The organism is Pseudoalteromonas sp. SA25 (assembly GCF_011378705.1).
Lineage (GTDB): Bacteria > Pseudomonadota > Gammaproteobacteria > Enterobacterales > Alteromonadaceae > Pseudoalteromonas > Pseudoalteromonas arctica.
Genome location: NZ_WTKV01000017.1, coordinates 85,972 through 106,823 on the forward strand (window position 1 = coordinate 85,972; position 20,852 = coordinate 106,823).

Sequence of the window (20,852 nt, forward strand, 5' to 3'; positions counted from 1 at the left end):
TTTATTAACATTTGCATAACAAAATGTAGTGATATAGGGTGTGTTTAATTAAAAAAACAAAACAGTTGTACCATGCCGATAAATTACTCTGACCACCAATTGAAATTAAGCTTAAAGAGCTCTAAGGTACTTGTCGTTGACGATCAGCTATTAAGCTTAATTGTATTAAAAAAAATATTATCAGAGCATTTTAGTGTAACAACAACGAGCTGTGGTGAGGATGCGATTGAAATTTGTAAACATAATCCGCCAGATATAATACTACTCGATATTAATATGGAAGGAATGAGTGGTATTGAAACATGTCTAAAATTAAAAAATATATCTGAAACACAAGATATCCCCGTTATTTTTGTAACCTCATCTGAAAATCAAGAAGAAGAGTGCTGGGAAGCAGGGGCTGTAGATTTTATAAAGAAACCAACTAACTCGGAAACTTTATATAGAAGAGTGCGCGCCCATATTACGATGAAACTGCAACATGACTTACTCAATCAAAAAGTATTTCTAGATGATTTAACAAAGGTATTCAATCGTCGTTATTTTGATGCGCATTTTTCTAAAATGGAACGAAGCGCCTTACGAGAAAAAGTCGACTATGCACTATTACTCATCGATATAGACTACTTTAAGCAATACAACGATCTTTATGGTCATGTGCAAGGCGATACGGTTTTAAACCTTGTTGCACAAACTATTACTAATAGTTTGCAAAGGCCAACCGATTTTGTTGCGCGTTATGGCGGCGAAGAGTTTGTAGTTGTTCTACCGCATACAAGCACTGAAGGTGCGATTTGTGTTGCTGATAAAATTAAACAAAATGTGGCCGATTTAGGAATATTACACAAATATTCAGAATATGACTTTGTGACTATTAGTATTGGCGGTGCAACCCTACAACCATACGTAAATAACAAAAACACCTTGCAGATCGCAGATGAAAAAATGTATGAGTCTAAAATGCAAGGGCGTAACAAAGTGTGTTTTTAAGTTTAGTTAGCTAATAAATCATTTGCCACTTAAAAACACCTTGTAGTTGATAAATATTAAATAAGATTATTTATTACACGCTATGACATTTTTTGTACTTTTTATTGCTACCACATGGGCAGTCATCATTTCTGCCCACTTTAATATCTTCAACAGGATATATAGTGCCATCTAAATAACGCCATTGAGTGTTTTCTTTAATAAACTGCGATTTTTCGTGAAGCTCACAAAATAAGTTTTGATAAAAATATTGGGCTTTAAATTCTACAGTCCCAGTATCGTCATCATGGCTTGACCCAATTACATCAAGATTTATAAATCGACAGCTGTTAGCAAAATCATTGATTTCTTTAACCGGATTTTCAGCTTGTTTTTCTTTTGCGTAGGTTTGATAAACATATTCTGCATTTTTAATAACATAAGCACTGAATCGTGAGCGCATAAGTTGTTCAGGAGAGTCAGCTTGCTTAACAGATAAGTGAAGCGGCTCGCAGCAATCGGCATAATTTTGCCCACTGCTGCAAAAACATAATGTGGTATTGAGTGAAGTCATAATAATAATACAAAGTCTAAAACATTAGTTTAACAAGCTTATTGGGCGAGTGATATCTCTGTTGTTTGAGACTTTTTAGTAAAACAGTATAGTTTTGTATTCGTTTTACTTAAATCGAACGATAGATTCGTAAGTAGTTGGTTATTAACTATATCGGTCCAGGTAATTACCGCTGCAAAGTTTCCGTTATGTAATGCAGAATTTAATACATACTCTAAATTTACTAGGTGCTTCTGTCTAATAACAAGTAATTTACTTGTATCAATAGAGCATGAGTCAAGTAAAGCTTTGCTAGGTACGTGATCTGGAGCAATTAGTAACGTCCATGCATTAGAGCTATTGTATTGGTGTAATACTTTTAAAAGCTCAAAGGTCGCTGAAATTTCATCTTCAATTTGAATCAAATTCACGCAATCGCTTTGCTCATCTTGTTGGTAACTTTTAACTGTTCTTACGGTAATAGGCTGTAACATAATTTCACTCACTGGGTTTTTATACAGTATTCATATACAGTAGTTTATACAGTGCTTTCGTGCAAGCCTTTTATGCTATTTATTTGTACAATCATTCAGCTTTTGATCATTGTTTTTATTTTTTGAATTTATAATTCTTTATTAATCATGTTGTTATAGGGTTGTTTTTGAGAAGGTATTCTAAAAATAAATTTTTGCGTAGTGTCTTCATTTTGGGGTTTTATACTGTATAGGATTATCTTTATAACCATATATAGTATTTTTTAACACTGCATACAGTACTTCTGCCATAGTTAGCTTATGTGTTTTCACTCGTGCGAGGGATCATATGAGAAAACTGGAGTTGGTGAATTTGTTCGTACAAACTTGCCGCATAACATTGAGCATCTTTAAATCGCTTAGTTTCGATATGTTTGCGTATATCTGTAACCGCTGCAGTGGCAGGGGCGTACCCTTGGCTACTTGCTAAGCTTAACCAAGCTACAGCATGAAATACACTTTGTGGCACGCCTTCACCTTTCACAAAAAATAAACCTAAATAAAACTGTGCTCTATGGTTTCCCGCCATTGCAGCAAGTCGCATCCATTTTGCAGCCAATGGAGCTTGATTATTTTTTAAATAATATAGGGCTTTATTTAACGTACTTTGCTCATCTTTTTTATTATCAACGGGCACAGAGGTATTTTCGGGTTGAGTAACAAAACCTAAAATATTATCTAGCTGTTGCTCTAAGTCTTGCTCACAAGGTGTTGTTTTAAGCATATTGGTTCATTTATTATTTTAACTACTTTAACAGTTTAGTATATAGCAAGGTAAAATGTCCTGTAAAAGATAATTTTTATGTTAAAATCTCGCCACTTTTTACTATCACAAGTTTATTATGTTCGAAGCCTTATTTAAACTGAGCGAAAATAATTCAACAGTTAAACGCGAATGCGTTGCTGGCCTAACTACCTTTATAACTATGGTATACATTGTATTAGTAAACCCGGCTATGCTCGCAGAGGCTGGGATGGATCAAGGGGCTGCATTTGTAGCGACATGTATAGCAGCTGCGATAGGCTGTTTTATAATGGGTTTATGGGCTAACTATCCATTAGCATTAGCGCCTGGTATGGGACTAAATGCCTTTTTTACGTATGGTGTCGTATTAGGAATGGGTTATACCTGGCAAGCCGCGTTAGGGGCTGTATTTATGTCGGGTTGTATATTTTTGTTTTTAAGCTTATTTAAAGTCAGAGAGTGGATTATTAATGCCATACCTCTGGTGCTCAAGCGAGCAATCGCAACGGGTATAGGTGCTTTTTTAGCATTAATTGCCCTTAAAAATGCAGGTATTATTGTCTCAAGCCCGGCAACATTAGTACAGTTGGGCGACATTACTTCTCCAGGTCCGTTATTGGCTATATTAAGCTTTTTTGTAATTGCAGCGCTTTTATATCGCGACTTTAAAAGTGGCGTGCTTATTAGTATTTTATTAGTGACTGGCATTGCTCTAAGTTTTGGGCTTGTTGAATATCACGGTGTTATGGCTATGCCACCATCAATAATGCCTACTTTTATGCAGCTAGATTTTGCAGCCGCTTTTGATATATCAATGATGAGTGTTATTTTTGCTTTCTTGTTTGTCGATCTTTTTGATACTTCGGGTACATTAGTTGCGGTAACTCAAAAAGCAGGTTTAGCTGATGAAAAAGGTAACATGCCTCGTTTAGGGCGCGCATTAAGTGCTGACAGCTCAGCAACAATTGCAGGTGCGATGCTAGGTACGTCTACGACTACATCGTATATAGAATCGGTTGCTGGTGTATCTGTTGGCGGACGTACTGGCTTAACAGCTGTAGTTGTAGGCATTTGCTTTTTACTAATGATGTTTTTTGCACCGCTTGCACAAATGGTACCGGCTTATGCTACGGCAGGCGCTATTTTATATGTCGCTGTTCTGATGCTGCAAAATTTAAAGTTTGTAAACTGGGATGATATGACCGATGCAATTCCTGTTACTGTGGTATTACTAATGACACCATTAACGTTTTCGATTGCGCACGGTATTGCACTTGGTTTTATATCTTATACGGCGGTTAAAGTCTTGTGCGGTAAGCAAGATCAAGTCAGTATTAGTGTTTGGATATTAACAGCCTTGTTTGTTTTCAAGTTTGCATTTTTGTCTTAATAGCTAACAAAAAAGCCTGCACAAATTTTAATTTGTGCAGGCTTTTTTAATGCTTTTATAAAAGCACTACCATTTCTTTTTAGGAGCAAACAGTATATCTAAGTCGTCTTGCTCTTCTTCTGTTTTCTTTTTAAGTGCGCTTGCATTAGAAGCTCGCAGTTCAACACTAATTGCTTCTAAGTAACCCTCAACTTCTAGCCGTTTTGAAGTTACGTATTCATCAGAGTAGGTGACTGCACTGAGTGTTGCCTGCGCTTTTTCAAAGTACTGTCTTGCAGAGCCAACCATACTGGCTGAGCGGGCAGACAAGCCACGTTTTATTTGGCTTTCAATATTAATACGCAGTTGTAGTTTTTCGAGACGTTTATCTTCTAAAACAAAAACTTGGCTATCAATACGACCTTTGCTGTGTTCAGAGCGTAAAATTGAGCGTAATTTTTTAATGCCTTGAATTAGGCCTACAAGTTGTTTGTCATTACTCGGTAGCGTTAAAGCTTCACTGCTATTATCTTGAACTGGATTAGATAAGTGCGTTTTTGCTTCACTTAAGCGGCTTTTAAGTGCTTTAGATGTTTGCGAGTTAGTAACCATTGTATTTAAGGCTTCGTAAATACGGCGCTGTAATGTACGAATTAGATTTTCAGAAAGGGGGATGTTAGTACTATTCATTAGTGCCTCTTCCGTTTCTTCTATTATAGCTTTTTGTTTTGTAAGCTCTTTACGGCGTTCTGCCTCTTGTTTTTCTTTGTGTTGTTGTACAGCACTTACCCAAAGTGCAATCACAATCAATGCAACTATAAGCACTATTATAATAGAAACGATCATGGTGTAATTCTCGGATATATAACCTAATTATTTAATCTTACATTAAATATACGTTAACAGGGTAGCTTTGCGCCGATTAACTTAAAAAATATACCAAAAAATTGATAGGTTGAGCTCTTTATAAACTGCAGTAAGCCTAAGGGCTTATAAACTAAAGCTGAATAATCATCGCTACCTGAAGCATATTTATTATGCTAGCCTTGAGCTCTAATCAGATAATTGCACACCTAAAGACCTAAAGTGCTATTTTACGTAAATAACACTTGGTTTTAAGCGGTATTGCCTTTATAAATAATATGAATAATAACGTTAAAATTTGCAGCCATGAAATTACAACAACTCAGATACATCGTAGAAGTACAAAATCATAAATTAAATGTTTCAGCGACTGCTGAGAGTTTATTTACCTCGCAGCCAGGAATTTCTAAACAAGTACGCATGTTAGAAGATGAGTTGGGTGTGCAAATTTTTGGTCGCAGTGGTAAGCATTTAACGCATGTAACCGGTGCTGGCGAAGATATTATTAATATTTCTCGTGAAATACTCTCTAAAGTAGAAGGTATTAAAGCCGTTGCTAATGAGCATACGCTACCTGATCAAGGTAAGTTAAATATTGCTACAACACATACCCAAGCTCGTTATGCTTTGCCTAACGTAATTCAAGGGTTTATGAAAAAATACCCTGCGGTATCGCTTCATATGCACCAAGGTACTCCACAGCAAATATCGGATGCTGCAGCACGCGGTGATGCCGATTTTGCTATTGCAACAGAAGCACTGCATTTGTATTCAGATTTAGTTATGCTGCCTTGCTACCATTGGAATCGCAGTATTGTTGTCGCTAAAGACCATCCGTTGGCTAAAAAGGCAAATAGTTTAACCGTTGCTGATATTGCTCAATATCCACTCATTACATATGTATTTGGTTTTACGGGCCGCTCAGAGTTAGATAAAGCGTTTAGCGCACACGGGCTTGAACCACACATTGTATTTACCGCAACCGATGCTGATGTTATAAAAACTTACGTACGACTGGGTTTAGGAGTTGGTGTTGTTGCTTCAATGGCGATAGATCAAGTGAGCGATACCGATTTAGTGTGTATTGATGCAAGCCACTTATTTGAAGCTAGTACGACCAAAATTGGTTTTAGAAAGGGCAGCTTTTTGCGTACTTATATGTATGATTTTATCGAACGTTTTGCACCGCACTTAACTAAAGAGCGAGTAGAGCGAGCAAGCTTATTACGTAACCAAGATGACGTAGATAAGTTATTTGCAGATATAGAGTTACCCGTTAAATAATGTCACTACATTAAACGAATAATAAAAAAGCCGCCTATTTTAAAAATAGGCGGCTTTTTCTTGTTATAGCGAGCTGATTAACATTCGATAATATTAACAGCCAATCCACCGCGAGCGGTTTCTTTATATTTAGTTTTCATATCGTTACCAGTTTCAAGCATGGTTTTAATCACTTTATCAAGCGATACCTTTTGCTCGCCACTGCCACGTATAGCTAAACGTGAAGCGTTAATTGCTTTAATAGCGCCCATTGCATTACGTTCAATACACGGTACTTGTACTAAGCCACCAACAGGGTCGCACGTTAGGCCTAAATTATGTTCCATACCAATTTCTGCTGCGTTTTCTACTTGCACAACATTGCCACCAACAATTTCTGTTAATGCGCCTGCAGCCATAGAGCACGCAACGCCGACTTCACCTTGGCAACCTACTTCGGCACCCGATATAGAGGCATTCTTTTTATATAAAATACCAATAGCAGCAGCGGTTAATAAATAACGCGTGGCTATATCGCGGTCTACTTCTTTCACAAATGTGTGATAGTACATAAGCACAGCCGGTAAAATACCCGCAGCACCATTAGTTGGTGCGGTAACTACACGGCCACCTGCCGCGTTTTCTTCGTTTACGGCAAGGGCAAATAAATCAACCCAGTCCATTGCACGAAGCGGGTCGTTACTGACCTCTATATTTAGTTTTAAGTATAAGCTGGGCGCACGGCGTTTTACTTTTAAGCCGCCAGGTAAAATACCTTCGGTGCGCATACCACGGTCAATACAAGCCATCATTACTTTCCAAATATGGAACAATGTGTCTTTTACTTCGTCTTCAGTGCGCAGTGTTTTTTCGTTTTTCATCATCAAGGTAGAAACACTAAACCCAGACTCTTTACACATCTCTAGTAGTTCTTTTGCGCTACCAAATGGGAAGGGGGCTGGATTTTCTTCTCTAATATCGAGGGCTGCCTGTTTTTCGTTTTCAAACTCTTCGTCGGTAACAATGAAGCCACCGCCAATAGAGTAATATACTTTGCTATAAACTTTTTCGCCGTTGTTTGAGGCGATAATTTCCATTGCATTAGAATGCTTAGGCAGTGTTTTACGACGATGAAAAACAATAGCACCTTGTTTTGGAAACTTAGCTTTGTGTGTTTTGTTTAGATAAATAACCTGATCTTTTTCGATGGTTGCTAAAATGTCGTCGACTAAATCGGCATCAATTGTTTCAGGATCGTAACCGGCTAAACCAAGAATTACGGCTTTACCCGAGCCATGGCCAACACCTGTTTGACCAAGAGAGCCATAAAGCTCTACTTTAATATCGGTAACATTTGCTAATAATTGTTGTTCTTGTAGGTCATTAACAAATAAGCGTGATGCGCGCATTGGGCCAACGGTGTGTGATGACGAAGGGCCAATACCAATGCTAAACATATCAAATGCACTGATCATAATGTGTGTGTCTCTACTTTGTTTTATCAGCACGAAGCTGCTCTTTGAACGGTCGAGCATGATAACGTGGAATTGTGATTGTGTAACTACTAATAACGAAGATTTAAACTGGTAAGGCGAGTTGTTTTGTAAAGTTTTTTATAATGCTTGCAGTCGCACCCCAAAGTAAACCATGCGGCGTTTTAAAACCTTGCAAAATAACCGTTTTCCCAAATCGTTGAAAAGGTAAGGGTTGCCAGTTAGCTTCGTTATTTAACTCAGTGACAGAGAGCAAAAAGCTCGCTTGTACCTCATTATAGTCATTTTCCCAGGTGGTGTCTTTTTTGAGTAAACCTACATAGGGGCTAATACTAAAACCCGTTAAGGTTGAATACTCAGGTAAGTGACCTAATACATTAACGTTGCTTTGGGCAATATTTAGCTCTTCTTTTAGTTCGCGAAGGGCTGTGGTGCGAAGGGTAATGTCGCTTACTTCAAACTTACCTCCGGGCAAACAAATCTCCCCAGGGTGATGGTGTAAATAAGTAGGGCGTTTACACAGTAAAATATGTGCATGGTTATCTATATCAATAATTGGCAGCATAACAGCGCTAGCACGTTTTTTACGCGTGTCTTTTAACTGGTTTGGCGCAGCTGTAGGGCTTAACAGAAACCGCGCCATAATGTGTTCACTATTCAAAACGACCTACTGTTTTAATAAAGGGAGGATTTTATTTACTTTATCGTAAGTTTCTTGATATTCCAATTCGACTTTAGAATCAGCGACTATTCCACCACCTGCCCAGCAGTAAATTTGCGCTTTGTGGCACACCAAGGTGCGAATAGTAATACTCGTATCCATATTTCCACATGCACTTAAATAACCAATTGAACCACAATAAATGCTGCGGCGATGCGGCTCTAGTTCTTCAATTATTTCCATAGCTCTAATTTTTGGCGCACCGGTGATTGAGCCACCCGGAAAAGCCGCTTTTAGCTGATCGACCGCTGTTTTACCTTCATCAAGTTCTGAGGTGACCGTGCTTACTAAATGATGGACTGCCGGAAAGCTTTCAATAGCAAAAAGGGAAGGGACGTGAACGCTGCCTGGTTTTGCTACTTTGCCTAAGTCGTTACGCAGTAAATCAACAATCATTACATTTTCAGCGCGATCTTTAGCTGATGCTGCGAGTATTTGCGCTTGGCGTTGATCCTCTAGTGCATCTGCTTTTCGCGGCAGTGTGCCTTTAATTGGCTTGGTTTCTACAACGTTATTATTTACAGATATAAAGCGCTCAGGAGAAATTGATAAAATAGCCCCTTGAGGGTGATTTATAAAGCTCGAGAATGGCGCTTTATTTGCCTCACGCAGTTTAATATAAGCTGCCCAAGGGGAGCCTTCAAACTGAGCGTTAAAGCGCTGCGCTAAATTAATTTGGTAACAATCGCCACTTTTTAAATACTCCTCAATTTGGGCAAACTTTGCAGCGTATTCCGTTTCGCTCATATTTGATTGCCAGTCGCTATTTAGGGCAAAGGACTGTGTATTAACTTGGGAGTTAACGTGTGTATTTAAATATTGCTGATAAAGCGCTAATCGATCGGTGTTTGGCTGCGATACATAAAACCAGCTTTGTTGCTGCTTGTCGTAAATAAGGGCATCTAAGTAAAGGCCAATAGCCATTTGGGGAAGGTTAATATCTTCAATAGCACGAGTGGGGATATTTTCAATTGTACGGCCTAGGTCGTAGCCAAAGTAGCCAAGCCAGCCGCCGTTAAAGGGTAAATCGTAACCGGCTTTTGTTTTATCAAGATGCGAAAGCTCATTATTCATAATTTCAAAGCAGTTATCACTACTTTCTATATTATTTAAAAAGCTTTTATTATTTTTTACTTCAAGGGTACTTTGCGGCTCAATGGCAATAATATCAAAACGGCTGTTTATATGATTACTATTTGCAGAATCTAATAGAATTGCATAAGGCAAATGTGAAAAATGCGCAAAAACGTCAATGCAGTTTTGTGTTATGCCTAATTTAATACAATTTTTTTTATTGTTTAGCATTTACTGCCCCTTTAAGAACTGGCTCGAAACGGGCTGGGAGGGTATCATAAGTCAAATTTTTTGGCAGCACTAAGCTGTAAAAAACAGTGCAAACCACCGTCACCGGTTTGATTTAGATTACGCGACAACGCGTAACGGTAACTTAAGGAACCACTATGAGTACAATTTGTCAGCAAGACTTTATTGATAGCATTGAAGATGCATTGCAATATATTTCGTTCTATCACCCACTTGATTTTGTTCAAGCTCTCGAAAAAGCTTACAACAAAGAACAAAGTAAAGCGGCTAAAGACGCCATTGCACAAATTTTAATTAACTCACGCATGTCGGCTGAAGGCAAGCGTCCACTTTGCCAAGATACCGGTATTATTACCTGTTTTGTTAAAGTAGGTATGGATGTTAAGTGGGATAAAACTGATTTAACCGTTCAACAAATGGTTGATGAAGGTACTCGTCGTGCATATTTGAATCCAGATAACCCTTTACGTGCATCTATTGTTGCAGACCCTGCTGGCACGCGTAAAAACACGAAAGATAATACGCCTTCGGTTGTGCATATCGATTTAGTAGCGGGCGGTAAAGTAGAAGTAATGGTTGCGGCTAAAGGCGGCGGCTCTGAAAACAAAAGTAAAATGGTTATGTTAAACCCGTCAGATGATGTTGCTGAATGGGTAGAAAAAACACTACCAACAATGGGTGCTGGTTGGTGTCCGCCAGGCATGCTAGGAATAGGTATTGGTGGTACGGCTGAAAAAGCGGCAGTAATGGCTAAAGAGTCGTTAATGGACCCGGTTGATATCCATGAACTAATGGAGCGCGGCGCAGAAACAACTGAGGAAAAACTGCGTTTAGAAATTTTTGACCGTGCTAATAAATTAGGTATTGGCGCACAAGGCTTAGGCGGTTTAACAACGGTTGTTGATGTTAAAATTAAAACAGCACCAACGCATGCGGCTTCAAAACCTGTAGTAATGATCCCTAACTGTGCGGCAACTCGCCATGTACATTTTACACTTGACGGTTCTGGCCCTGCTAATTTAAAAGCACCTAAGCTAGAAGATTGGCCACAAGTAACATTTGAAGTGGGCGAAGGCACACGTCGTGTTGACTTAAATACACTGACTAAAAAAGATGTTCAAGAATGGAAAATGGGCGAAACTGTTTTACTTTCGGGCACTATTTTAACAGGTCGTGATGCAGCGCATAAACGTTTGCAAGATATGATCAACTCAGGTGAAGGTTTACCAAAAGGCGTAGACTTTGATAATAAATTTATTTATTACGTAGGCCCTGTGGATGCGGTACGTGATGAAGCAGTTGGTCCTGCAGGCCCTACAACTGCAACTCGTATGGATAAATTTACCGATATGATGCTAGAAAAAACAGGCATTGTAGGCATGATTGGTAAAGCTGAACGTGGACCTGCAACTGTTGAGTCTATTAAAGAGCATAAATCTGTTTATTTAATGGCTGTAGGCGGCGCAGCTTACTTAGTATCTAAAGCGATTAAAAAAGCACGCGTAGTTGCTTTTGAAGATTTAGGTATGGAAGCTATTTATGAATTTGAAGTAGAAGATATGCCAGTGACCGTTGCAGTAGACAGTGAAGGCGCCAATGCGCATACACAAGGCCCTGCAATCTGGAAAGCTAAAATAGAAGAGCTTGATAGCAAGCTAAAATAACGTACGTTATGTTTTTAAAAAGCGAGCCTAGTGCTCGCTTTTTTGTTTTTTAAATAGAGTCATTATCAAGCTTACAGCTCTGACCAGTTTGCGAAAAGCTCACTTTTTACTGGAAACCTATAGGCAGCAGTACCTGGCGGGTAAGCAGCACTTGTATATTAAACTTTACACGCAATAGCTGTATTACGTTCACGTAAACGTAAGTTGGTGTGGTTGTTCTATTTATAGTTTTTAAAACTTACAAATAACGATTTTGTGAATTTTTTATCTATACAATGGTTTTAATCCGGTTATTTAATTTAAGCTTGGTGTTTTCATTGGTTTTATCTTCTGTGAGTATAGCGAACTCTAATATGAAGTGATAAAGTCTCGGCAATTTCCAGCGCGCATACCCTCTCACGGGTTAACTATTTCGGAGTATTTTAAGTGGCTGTGTTTAATCGAGTTGAATTTGATAACCATGAACAAGTGGTTTTTTGTTCTGATGAAGAGTCGGGTTTAAAAGCAATTATTGCTGTACATAATACCAACCTAGGTCCTGCTGTTGGCGGATGTAGAATGTGGGATTATGCGAACGACGAAGATGCTGTTTACGACGTGCTACGTTTATCAAAGGGCATGACTTATAAAAATGCAGTTGCGCGCTTACCATTTGGTGGTGGTAAATCTGTAATTATAGGTAACGCGAAAGAAATTAAATCTGAGCAATTATTCCGTGCATTTGGCCGCCAGTTAGAGCGATTAAATGGCAGCTATTACTCAGCAGAAGATGTAAACATCACATGTGCTGATGTAGCTATTATGAATAAAGAAACTAATTACGTACTGGGTCTTGAAGGTAAAAGTGGTAACCCATCGCCATTTACAGCATACGGTACGTTTTTAGGAATTAAAGCAGCGCTACAGCATCAACGTGGTCATCAAAATTTTGCAGGTGTGAAAGTGGCTGTTCAAGGTTTAGGTGCTGTTGCTTATGGTTTATGTAAGCATTTAGCTGATGCGGGCGCTGAGTTGTTTGTAACAGATATTAACCAAGTTGCAATTGATCGCGTAGTTAATGATTTTGGCGCGACTGCGGTTGGCATTGATGAAATTTACGACTTAGATGTTGATGTTTATGCACCGTGTGCATTAGGTGCAACTATTAACGATTTAACGATACCGCGTTTAAAAGCGACTATTATTGCAGGCTGTGCTAATAATCAGTTAGCAGAGTCTCGCCACGGTGAAGTTATTCGTGAAAAAGGCATTTTATATGCACCAGATTACGTAATTAACGCTGGTGGTATTATTAATGTTTATTACGAAACAGCGCCAGAAGGTTACAGTGCAGCAGCGTCTAATAAACATGTTGAAGGTATTTTTAATACGTTAACTGAAATCTTTGCCCGTAGCGAAAAAGAGCAAAAATCAACGCATTTAATTGCTGACGAATTAGCGCAAGAGATCATTAAAAACGGTCTATAAATTTAAGCTAAAATGCAATAAGGGTGTGCAATTGCACACCTTTTGTTTATCTGTAAGTTAATGCAATTATTACTGAACAGCGGTACACTTTATTTTTAATTTTGTGCGGCAAATTATGACTCCCTCAACTTCTCTCATGCAGCCTATCGATTTAGATAATTGGCCTAGAAAGCAACACTTTGAATTATTTAAACACTTTTCTCAGCCTTACTTTAATGTGTGTGTGCGTTTAGATGCTCAAGCACTTTACGACTATTGCAAAACCAATCAATTTTCTTTTTTTCAAGCGTATGTATATTGCACCTTAAAAGCGTGCCATGAGTACGATTCAATAATGCTACGTATAATAGATAATCAACCATGGTTACTTAATAGTGTTCGCGCAAGTGTGGTTGAGTTGTCTGAAAACGATACGTTTGTTTTTAGTTATTTTAACAGCACAGGCGAGTTTAAAGAGTTTGCAAATCATGCAAGTGGCGTAAGCAAAAAAGCGAAATTACAGCCGTTATTTTCTGATGCATTTGCTCAAACAGAAGGGCAGGCAGATTTAATTCATATATCTGTTTTGCCGTGGCTGAATTTTAGTGCGTTTTCGCATGCATTTAGTGAAGGGCAGAGTTTAGGCATTCCTAAATTTGTATTTGGTCAGTTTGATAAACACACAGGCACAATGCCTTTAGCTATCGATGTACACCATTCATTAATGGATGGTTTGCACGTAGCGAAATTTATAAACACATTGCAGGGTACATTTGATACCTTTTGCAAAAATTAACTTTAAACACATCAGTAACGGCAGTGCAAAGCAGTAAACAATTTATAAGTAATCTATAAGCAATGCGATGTGAATTACTTTATATTCAAATACATAACCTTGTATGCTTGAAAAGCACGTGTGCTGGACATATTTATATACCATACCTTAGCTCAGGAAATCCCCATGATAAATGGACTGTTAATTGTTGTTTTAATTCTTTTTGTGGTGATTTTCTGGCGTTGGCCATCAATTCAAAACCGATTATGGCGCAGTAAATATAAAGACTTTGCTTTAAATTCGCAGCAAAAAGATATTTTACTGCGTTGCATGCCCATCTATAAAAAAATGACCGACGCCGACAGAGAAAAATTAGAGCGACATATTACGTGGTTTTTAAACGAAAAACGCTTTGTCGGTTGTGATGGCTTAAGGCTAACGTCTGCAATGAAGTTAATTGTTGCCGCCGATGCGTGTGTATTAGTACTTAATAAACCGTGGCCGTTATATAGAAATGTAAAAGAAATTTTATTATATCCAAGTGCTTATTATGCTCCGCAATCAACTCGCGATAGTGCAGGACTTGTGAGTTACCATAATACGGTAAGACTAGGCGAGTCATGGCCTGGCGGCACGCTCGTTTTAAGCTGGCATGATGTACTTGAGGGTAATCGTTTACCAAGCGATGGACATAACTTGGTATTTCATGAGTTTGCGCATCAACTCGATCAAGAAACAGGTAAAACAACGGGCACACCCATTTTAAAAAGCTCAGCAGATTACAATGAGTGGGGCCGAGTATTTAGCCGTGCTTTCACCCAGTTAAAAAGCCATGTTGCCTATAGCATGCCGCATGTTATTCACAGCTATGGTGCGACTAACGAAGCTGAGTTTTTTGCTGTACTCACCGAAACCTTCCTCGAAAAACCCGCAGAGCTTCGCCGATACGATCCTGAAATTTACAGTATGCTAGTTAATTACTATCAATTTGACCCTATTGTTTGGCATTAAACCTACATAAACCGCGCTTTATCATATAACGCTGGCAAGTTGCGTTTGTTTTTGTTGCAATCATGTGAAATAGTTTTTACTGCAACAATAACAAGCGAGAAACGCATGAAAAAAATGCTTCATACAGTATTGGCGCTGTCGGTGTCATTAGCGATAGGGCAGGTAAATGCTGCTGAAAAAGACGAACAAAAATGGCAAGTAGATTCACCTAAGGGGCAATTTGTTGACGCTGCAATTAGCGTTGAGCAGGGCACATGGATGAATATAGATATTAGCCCTGATGGTAAAACCGTGGTGTTTGACTTACTTGGCGATATTTACACTATGCCAATGAGTGGTGGTACAGCTACAAAGCTCACCTCTGATATTGCATGGCAAATGCAACCACGCTTTAGTCCTAACGGCAAAAGTATTGCGTTTACCTCCGACCAAGGTGGTGGCGATAACATTTGGATAATGGACTTAAATGGTGAAAATCAACACGCTGTTACCGATGAAACCTTTAGATTACTAAATAGTCCTGCATGGAGTCCTGATGGCGACTACTTAGTTGCGCGTAAACACTTTACAGCTAGCCGCTCATTGGGAGCAGGTGAAGTGTGGTTGTATCACAAAGCGGGTGGTAAGGGCGTACAGCTTACAAAACGCGAGAACGATCAAAAAGATTTAGGTGAGCCAATGTTTTCACCTGATGGTCGTTATGTATACTTTTCGCATGATGCAACACCCGGTAAAACCTTTCATTATTCAAAGGATTCTGTAGCGGGCATTTATAAAATTAAGCGCTACGACCGTGAAACGGGTGAAATTGAAACCATAATCGATACGATGGGCGGTGCTATTAGGCCTACACCATCATCAGATGGTAAAAAACTTGCTTATATAAAGCGTGATGACTTTCAAACTAGCTTGTATTTATATGACTTAACTAGCGGTGAGCACACTAAGCTTTACGATAAGCTTGAGCGAGATATGCAAGAAACATGGGCTATTCATGGTGTATACCCAACTATTGCATGGACACCCGATAACGAAGAGTTAGTATTTTGGGCTGGTGGTACAATTCACAAGCTAGATGTTGCAGACAAATCCGTTAAAACCATTCCTTTTAAAGTGCAAACTACTAAAAAAATTCAAAAAGCGGTGCGCTTTACACAAAACTTAGATACTGATGAGTTTGATGTAAAAATGCTGCGTAATGTGCAAGTAAGCCCCGATGGCGAAACGGCAATTTTTGAAGCGCTTGGGCATATTTATAAACGCGATTTAGAGTCGGGTAAAATTAAGCGTTTAACAAAGCAAACTGACCATTACGAATTATTTCCACAGTACTCTCGCGATGGTAAAAAAATAGTTTACACCACATGGGATGACAACAAACAAGGGTCTGTAAGGGTTGTGTCTGTGCGCAGTGGTCGTGGCGATACAATAACTAAAGAGCCTGGCAAGTACGTAGAGCCTACGTTTAGTCCAGATGGGAAAACGGTTGTTTATCGAAAAGCCACGGGGGGCAGTATTTTAAACCCTAAGTGGTCACTTAATCCGGGGGTTTATAGCGTAAGCGCAAAAGGCGGTAAAAGTGAGCTTCTTTCAAAAAGTGGTTATCAACCACAATTTGGAGATGCAAACGATCGCGTTTTTATAATGAGTCCTTGGCCAAAACCAACGCTTAGTGTAGTTGAGCTTGAAAGTAAAAAAGTTCGCAAACTGTACGAGTCAGAACATGCTACTGAATTTAGAGTATCACCAGATGGGCAATACCTCGCTTTTGCTGAGCGATTTAAAGTATTTGTAACGCCGTTTGTTCAAAGTGGTAAAACAATTAATATTGGGCCTAAAGACAGTCAATTTCCAATAGAGCAGTTATCAGTGCGTGCTGGTGAAAACATTAGCTGGAGTGCTAAGAGCAACAAACTTTACTGGACATTAGGGCCTGAGCTTTATCATGCAAGCCTTGAAGGGATGTTTGCCATTAACAAAGCTGAAGATGCCGACTTTAAAGTGAAAAGTGGCGATAATATCGGTTTCATTAAAAAAATGGCAGAGCCTAAAGGTATGATTGCGCTCACTGGTGCAAAAATTATAACTATGGACGGCGAAAAGGTTATTGAAAATGGTGTAATTATCACTGATGGTAAGCATATTAAAGCAATTGGTACAGCCAGCGATATAAGCATTCCTAAAGGTGCTGAGGTTATTGATGTAACAGGTAAAACTATTATGCCTGGTATTGTTGATGCTCATGCACATGGCTCGCAAGCAAGTGACGAAATTATACCTGAGCAAAACTGGAAAAACTTTGCAGGTTTAGCGTTAGGTGTTACTACAATTCACGATCCATCAAACGATACCTCTGAAATATTTACCGCAAGCGAAATGCAAAAGGCAGGCATGATTGTTGGCCCGCGTATTTTCTCAACCGGTACTATTTTATATGGCGCAAATATGCCAGGTTATACTTCGCATATTGACTCGTTAGACGATGCTAAATTTCATTTAGAGCGCCTTAAAAAAGTAGGTGCATTTAGTGTTAAGTCGTATAACCAGCCACGCCGAGAGCAGCGCCAACAAGTTATTGAAGCAGGTCGTGAACTTGAAATGATGGTAGTACCAGAAGGCGGCTCATTATTACAACATAACTTAAGTATGATTGTAGATGGACACACAGGTATCGAGCATTCAATCCCTGTAGAGCACATATACGACGATATAAAGCAGTTATGGTCGCAAAGTGATGTTGGGTATACACCAACACTTGTAGTGGCTTATGGTGGTATTTGGGGTGAAAATTACTGGTACGATAAAACTGATGTATGGAATCATCCGCGTTTAAGTAAATTTGTGCCTAAAAATCAATTATTACCACGCTCTATGCGCCGAGTTAAAGCGCCCGATCATCACTATAACCACTTTAATAACGCACGCGTTGCTGCTGAGCTGCAAGACCTAGGTGTATTAGTTAACTTAGGTGCTCACGGTCAGCGTGAAGGCTTAGGTGCACACTGGGAGATGTGGATGTTTGCACAAGGCGGAATGACATCACTTGAAGCTATACGTGCATCGACAATTGATCCGGCTAAGTATTTAGGGCTTGATAAAAACGTAGGATCACTTGAAGTTGGCAAGCTGGCAGATTTAATGGTTATAGATGGCGATCCACTTAAAAACATTCGAGATTCGGATAAAGTAGATTACACCATGATCAATGGTCGCTTATTCAATGCCGAAACAATGAATGAAGTAGGTAAAAAAGAGCGCGAACCACTTTACTTCGAAAAGTTATAATTTATTTTGATCTTTTGAAAGCGGCTACATAGCCGCTTTTTTTAGTCTTACTCAACTTATAAGGCTCTATTTTTTTGATTAAATGGTGCAATTAAGGTTGGAAGACGATAATTAATATAATTTTTAGATATTTTTTTAGCAAATCGCGCACATAAAAAAACCGCTTAACGCGGTTTCTTTTAAAAATCATAAATGTTGATTAAACAACACCGCGCGGTAAGCGACAGTCATGATCTTTACGAGCTAAAATTACAATCCAAAGTTCTTCCGCTGTGTAACCTTCTTCGTTTTCGGTAACAACAGTGAATGGCGCTTTTTTCTGTGCTTTAACAGGCGCAGCTGCTTTTGGTTTTTTCGTTTTAGTTGTTTTACCAGAGTTTAACTTTTTAGTAAGCTCTGCTACGTCAGCTAGGCGTAAATTTTTACCGCCATCAATGCTGTACCAACCAGGTTTAGTTGTGATTTCAGGTTTTTTACCATTGGCAGTTTCGTACGCTGCTTCAAAGGCAGATAACACTTCTGTTTTGTCTAGTTTGCTCATCAGAGACCCTATACGTTGTGAACACAGATAAAGAAGAGGTATTTATACCTATTTTAAAACAGTTTTTCAATTTTTTGCGATTTTCCTTCCATTTTAGGGCTATAAACGCCAAAATTTGCACAAAATTCAGTGCTAAGTAAGGTAAGTTATATGCAACGTAGAGAATTTAACCAACTCCTAAATGACATTTTAAAACCTCATTTAATTAAAGATTTTTGCCCAAATGGCTTACAAGTTGAAGGTAAAAACGAAATTAAAAAAATTGTGACGGGTGTAACCGCAAGTCAAGCTTTAATAGATGCTGCCATTGAGCAACAAGCAGATGCTATTTTAGTTCATCATGGATTTTTTTGGAAAGGGGAATCCCAACCAATAACGGGAATGAAAAAGCGTCGTATAGGTGCGTTATTAGCACACGATATTAATTTATTTGGCTATCACTTACCACTCGATATTCATCCAGCAGTTGGCAATAACGCGCAACTTGCAAAGTTATTGGATATTGAAATTGAAACAGGGCTAGAGCCAACTTCAAATAGCGTAGCAATGAAAGGGCGTTTAAAAACACCATTAAGTGGTGAAGATTTTGCAGATAAAATTGCAAAAGTGCTAAATCGAACCCCACTCACAAGTTTAGTACGTTCAACAAAAATTGAAACCATTGCACTGTGCACCGGTGGTGGGCAAGGGTATATTGATTTAGCTGCAGAGCAAGGCATTGATGCTTATTTAACGGGTGAGGCATCGGAGCAAACAATTCATAGTTCTCGTGAGCAAAACATTGATTTTTTTGCCGCAGGGCATCATGCAACAGAGCGCTATGGTGTAAAAGCTCTGGGTGAGTTACTTGCTCAAGAGCATGGTTTTGATGTGACATTTATAGACATAGATAACCCAGTTTAACTAGGCTATCTATTAGTTAACCTGAACTCTACTTGAGATAGATTTATTATCTAGAGTTCATATATGGTCTCCTCCAGTATTGCAAGGTGTCATTCAACGATAGCAGGGACAGGTTTGCTGTCATATATACGGTCTTTTAGTGAAGATTATTACTTCTGACCTTGATGTAATCCGCGCATATTGTCCTGATCAGGTTATCGGTATTTACTACCACTGAACTCTATAGGTTTTCAATATGCAGGTTTGACCTGTTATGTCATCGTTTTAGCCACTTACGCAATTCTTTGAAGAGTATTTATACGGGTGAGTAACTCTCACCTGAAGCGCTAATAGCCCAAGCCATTCTCGCCATCTTGTTGGCATAAGCTACACATGCTCGATTATGCCCTCGAGTTTGAACCAGTCGGTTTATCCATTGACTTAATTTATCATTCTTCGTTTTTGCTCTTGAGACAACAGCTTTTGCTCCTTGGATCAACAGGCACCTTAAGTAGCTATTTCCTCGCTTACTTATCCCAAGTAAAGTATCTTTTCCGCCACTACTGTGTTGACGCGGAACGATACCTAAAGACGCTGAAACATCGCGGCCTCTTTTATAGTTACTGCCATTTCCAACTTCATTGAAATAGGCGCTTGATACCATAGGACCAAATCCAGGTATTGTTTGGATCCGTTGGCAAATATCATTATTTTTTGCTGTTTCAACTATTAATGTACTGTAAGTTTCAATGCAGCTGTCTAAGTTACTCAATTGTGTTTCTAACTGCTTTAGTACCGCTTTAAATGCGCCTGATAATCCGGTATTTTCATCTTCTAAAATTAGGGGGATACTTTTGCGTATTGTGTTTACACCCTGATTTAAAATAATTCCGTATTCAGCAGTTAAGCCTCGGATTTGATTGCATAGTGCCGTTCTTTGTCTGACCGCTAATTCTCTCGCTTTGTGCTGTGCTTGGTTATCTTGTTGCTCAACTGATTTTATACAGACACTCTTAATATGATGTTGTTTTGAAGCAACGCTAATTGCTAAAGCATCGTTATAATCATTTTTATTGCCAACTAAGAAGGCTTTTACATGCTGAGGTGGAATAAGCTTAATCTGATGACCACATTTTCTGATTTCTCGAGCCCAAAAATGAGAAGTTGCACAGGCCTCTAAAGCAACTAAACACGTAGTGTGTTGTTGGAAAAAAGATAACACTTGCGCACGCTTTAACATTTTCTTTTTAACTAAGCGCCCTTGTTCATTGCAGCACACCACATGGAAAAATCTTTTTGCTATGTCTAAACCAATTGTTGTAATCTTCATTTTGGTCTTCTCCCTTTGATTATTGTAACCACTTTAATCATGGCACATAGATGCCGTATAGGGAGGAGACCATTACATCAGGTTA

18 protein-coding genes are annotated in these 20,852 nt (G+C 38.8%); 9 read left to right on the plus strand and 9 right to left on the minus strand.

Features of this window, described 5'->3' with window-relative positions; genetic code table 11:
- Positions 1-72 precede the first annotated feature (72 nt).
- The gene (locus tag GQR45_RS14560; protein ID WP_165726312.1) at positions 73-990 is read left to right on the plus strand and encodes a diguanylate cyclase; all 918 of its coding nucleotides are present in this window, start codon (positions 73-75) and stop codon (positions 988-990) included.
- A 73-nt stretch (positions 991-1,063) separates the two neighbouring features.
- On the opposite strand, the gene GQR45_RS14565 is transcribed toward GQR45_RS14560, so the two are convergent.
- From GQR45_RS14565 to GQR45_RS14575, 3 genes are all read right to left on the minus strand, one after another.
- On the minus strand, positions 1,064-1,543 hold the full coding sequence (locus GQR45_RS14565) for a YchJ family protein (protein WP_165726313.1): 480 nt from the start codon (positions 1,541-1,543) through the stop codon (positions 1,064-1,066).
- A gap of 38 nt (positions 1,544-1,581) precedes the next feature.
- On the minus strand, positions 1,582-2,016 hold the full coding sequence (locus tag GQR45_RS14570) for a SulA-like leucine-rich domain-containing protein (RefSeq protein ID WP_007583705.1): 435 nt from the start codon (positions 2,014-2,016) through the stop codon (positions 1,582-1,584).
- 298 nt (positions 2,017-2,314) lie between these two features.
- A complete protein-coding gene (locus tag GQR45_RS14575) occupies positions 2,315-2,779 on the minus strand; it encodes an SEL1-like repeat protein (RefSeq protein WP_007583707.1) in 465 nt (154 codons plus the stop codon).
- Positions 2,780-2,897: 118 nt separating this feature from the next.
- On the opposite strand from GQR45_RS14575, the gene GQR45_RS14580 reads away from it, so the two are divergent.
- Positions 2,898-4,190 carry an NCS2 family permease gene (locus GQR45_RS14580; RefSeq protein ID WP_165726314.1) on the plus strand — a complete coding sequence of 431 codons (1,293 nt, stop codon included), beginning with the start codon at positions 2,898-2,900 and terminating at the stop codon, positions 4,188-4,190.
- Between the two features lie 66 nt (positions 4,191-4,256).
- On the opposite strand, the gene GQR45_RS14585 is transcribed toward GQR45_RS14580, so the two are convergent.
- Complete coding sequence (locus GQR45_RS14585) at positions 4,257-5,015, minus strand: hypothetical protein (protein WP_165726315.1); 759 nt, start codon at positions 5,013-5,015, stop codon at positions 4,257-4,259.
- A gap of 324 nt (positions 5,016-5,339) precedes the next feature.
- On the opposite strand from GQR45_RS14585, the gene cysB reads away from it, so the two are divergent.
- Positions 5,340-6,317: an HTH-type transcriptional regulator CysB gene (gene cysB / locus GQR45_RS14590; protein WP_002961670.1), complete on the plus strand. Its 978-nt coding sequence runs from the start codon at positions 5,340-5,342 to the stop codon at positions 6,315-6,317.
- A 77-nt stretch (positions 6,318-6,394) separates the two neighbouring features.
- Here cysB and GQR45_RS14595 read toward each other — a convergent pair whose 3' ends face one another.
- From GQR45_RS14595 to pabB, 3 genes are all read right to left on the minus strand, one after another.
- Positions 6,395-7,771: an L-serine ammonia-lyase gene (locus tag GQR45_RS14595; protein WP_010555091.1), complete on the minus strand. Its 1,377-nt coding sequence runs from the start codon at positions 7,769-7,771 to the stop codon at positions 6,395-6,397.
- A 103-nt stretch (positions 7,772-7,874) separates the two neighbouring features.
- Positions 7,875-8,450, minus strand: coding sequence for a CoA pyrophosphatase (locus GQR45_RS14600; RefSeq protein WP_033026841.1), 576 nt, complete (start codon positions 8,448-8,450; stop codon positions 7,875-7,877).
- Between the two features lie 6 nt (positions 8,451-8,456).
- Entirely contained in the window at positions 8,457-9,815 is a 1,359-nt protein-coding gene (gene pabB / locus GQR45_RS14605; protein WP_165726316.1) for an aminodeoxychorismate synthase component I, read from the minus strand.
- A gap of 155 nt (positions 9,816-9,970) precedes the next feature.
- Between pabB and GQR45_RS14610 the strand changes: the two genes are divergently transcribed.
- From GQR45_RS14610 to GQR45_RS14630, 5 genes are all read left to right on the plus strand, one after another.
- Positions 9,971-11,497 (plus strand): fumarate hydratase, encoded by a 1,527-nt coding sequence (locus tag GQR45_RS14610; protein ID WP_007583843.1) that lies wholly within the window; start codon positions 9,971-9,973, stop codon positions 11,495-11,497.
- Between the two features lie 426 nt (positions 11,498-11,923).
- Positions 11,924-12,964: a Glu/Leu/Phe/Val dehydrogenase gene (locus tag GQR45_RS14615; protein WP_165726317.1), complete on the plus strand. Its 1,041-nt coding sequence runs from the start codon at positions 11,924-11,926 to the stop codon at positions 12,962-12,964.
- A gap of 136 nt (positions 12,965-13,100) precedes the next feature.
- Positions 13,101-13,739 carry a chloramphenicol acetyltransferase gene (locus tag GQR45_RS14620; RefSeq protein ID WP_165726323.1) on the plus strand — a complete coding sequence of 213 codons (639 nt, stop codon included), beginning with the start codon at positions 13,101-13,103 and terminating at the stop codon, positions 13,737-13,739.
- 165 nt (positions 13,740-13,904) lie between these two features.
- Positions 13,905-14,729 (plus strand): M90 family metallopeptidase, encoded by an 825-nt coding sequence (locus tag GQR45_RS14625; protein WP_165726318.1) that lies wholly within the window; start codon positions 13,905-13,907, stop codon positions 14,727-14,729.
- 105 nt (positions 14,730-14,834) lie between these two features.
- Positions 14,835-18,014: an amidohydrolase family protein gene (locus GQR45_RS14630; RefSeq protein ID WP_165726319.1), complete on the plus strand. Its 3,180-nt coding sequence runs from the start codon at positions 14,835-14,837 to the stop codon at positions 18,012-18,014.
- 199 nt (positions 18,015-18,213) lie between these two features.
- On the opposite strand, the gene GQR45_RS14635 is transcribed toward GQR45_RS14630, so the two are convergent.
- Positions 18,214-18,555, minus strand: coding sequence for a hypothetical protein (locus GQR45_RS14635; RefSeq protein WP_002961684.1), 342 nt, complete (start codon positions 18,553-18,555; stop codon positions 18,214-18,216).
- Positions 18,556-18,705: 150 nt separating this feature from the next.
- On the opposite strand from GQR45_RS14635, the gene GQR45_RS14640 reads away from it, so the two are divergent.
- Positions 18,706-19,458 carry a Nif3-like dinuclear metal center hexameric protein gene (locus GQR45_RS14640; RefSeq protein ID WP_024593930.1) on the plus strand — a complete coding sequence of 251 codons (753 nt, stop codon included), beginning with the start codon at positions 18,706-18,708 and terminating at the stop codon, positions 19,456-19,458.
- 295 nt (positions 19,459-19,753) lie between these two features.
- Here the strand turns inward: GQR45_RS14640 and GQR45_RS14645 are convergent, their stop codons facing one another.
- A complete protein-coding gene (locus GQR45_RS14645) occupies positions 19,754-20,767 on the minus strand; it encodes an IS110 family transposase (RefSeq protein ID WP_165725710.1) in 1,014 nt (337 codons plus the stop codon).
- Positions 20,768-20,852 lie beyond the last annotated feature (85 nt).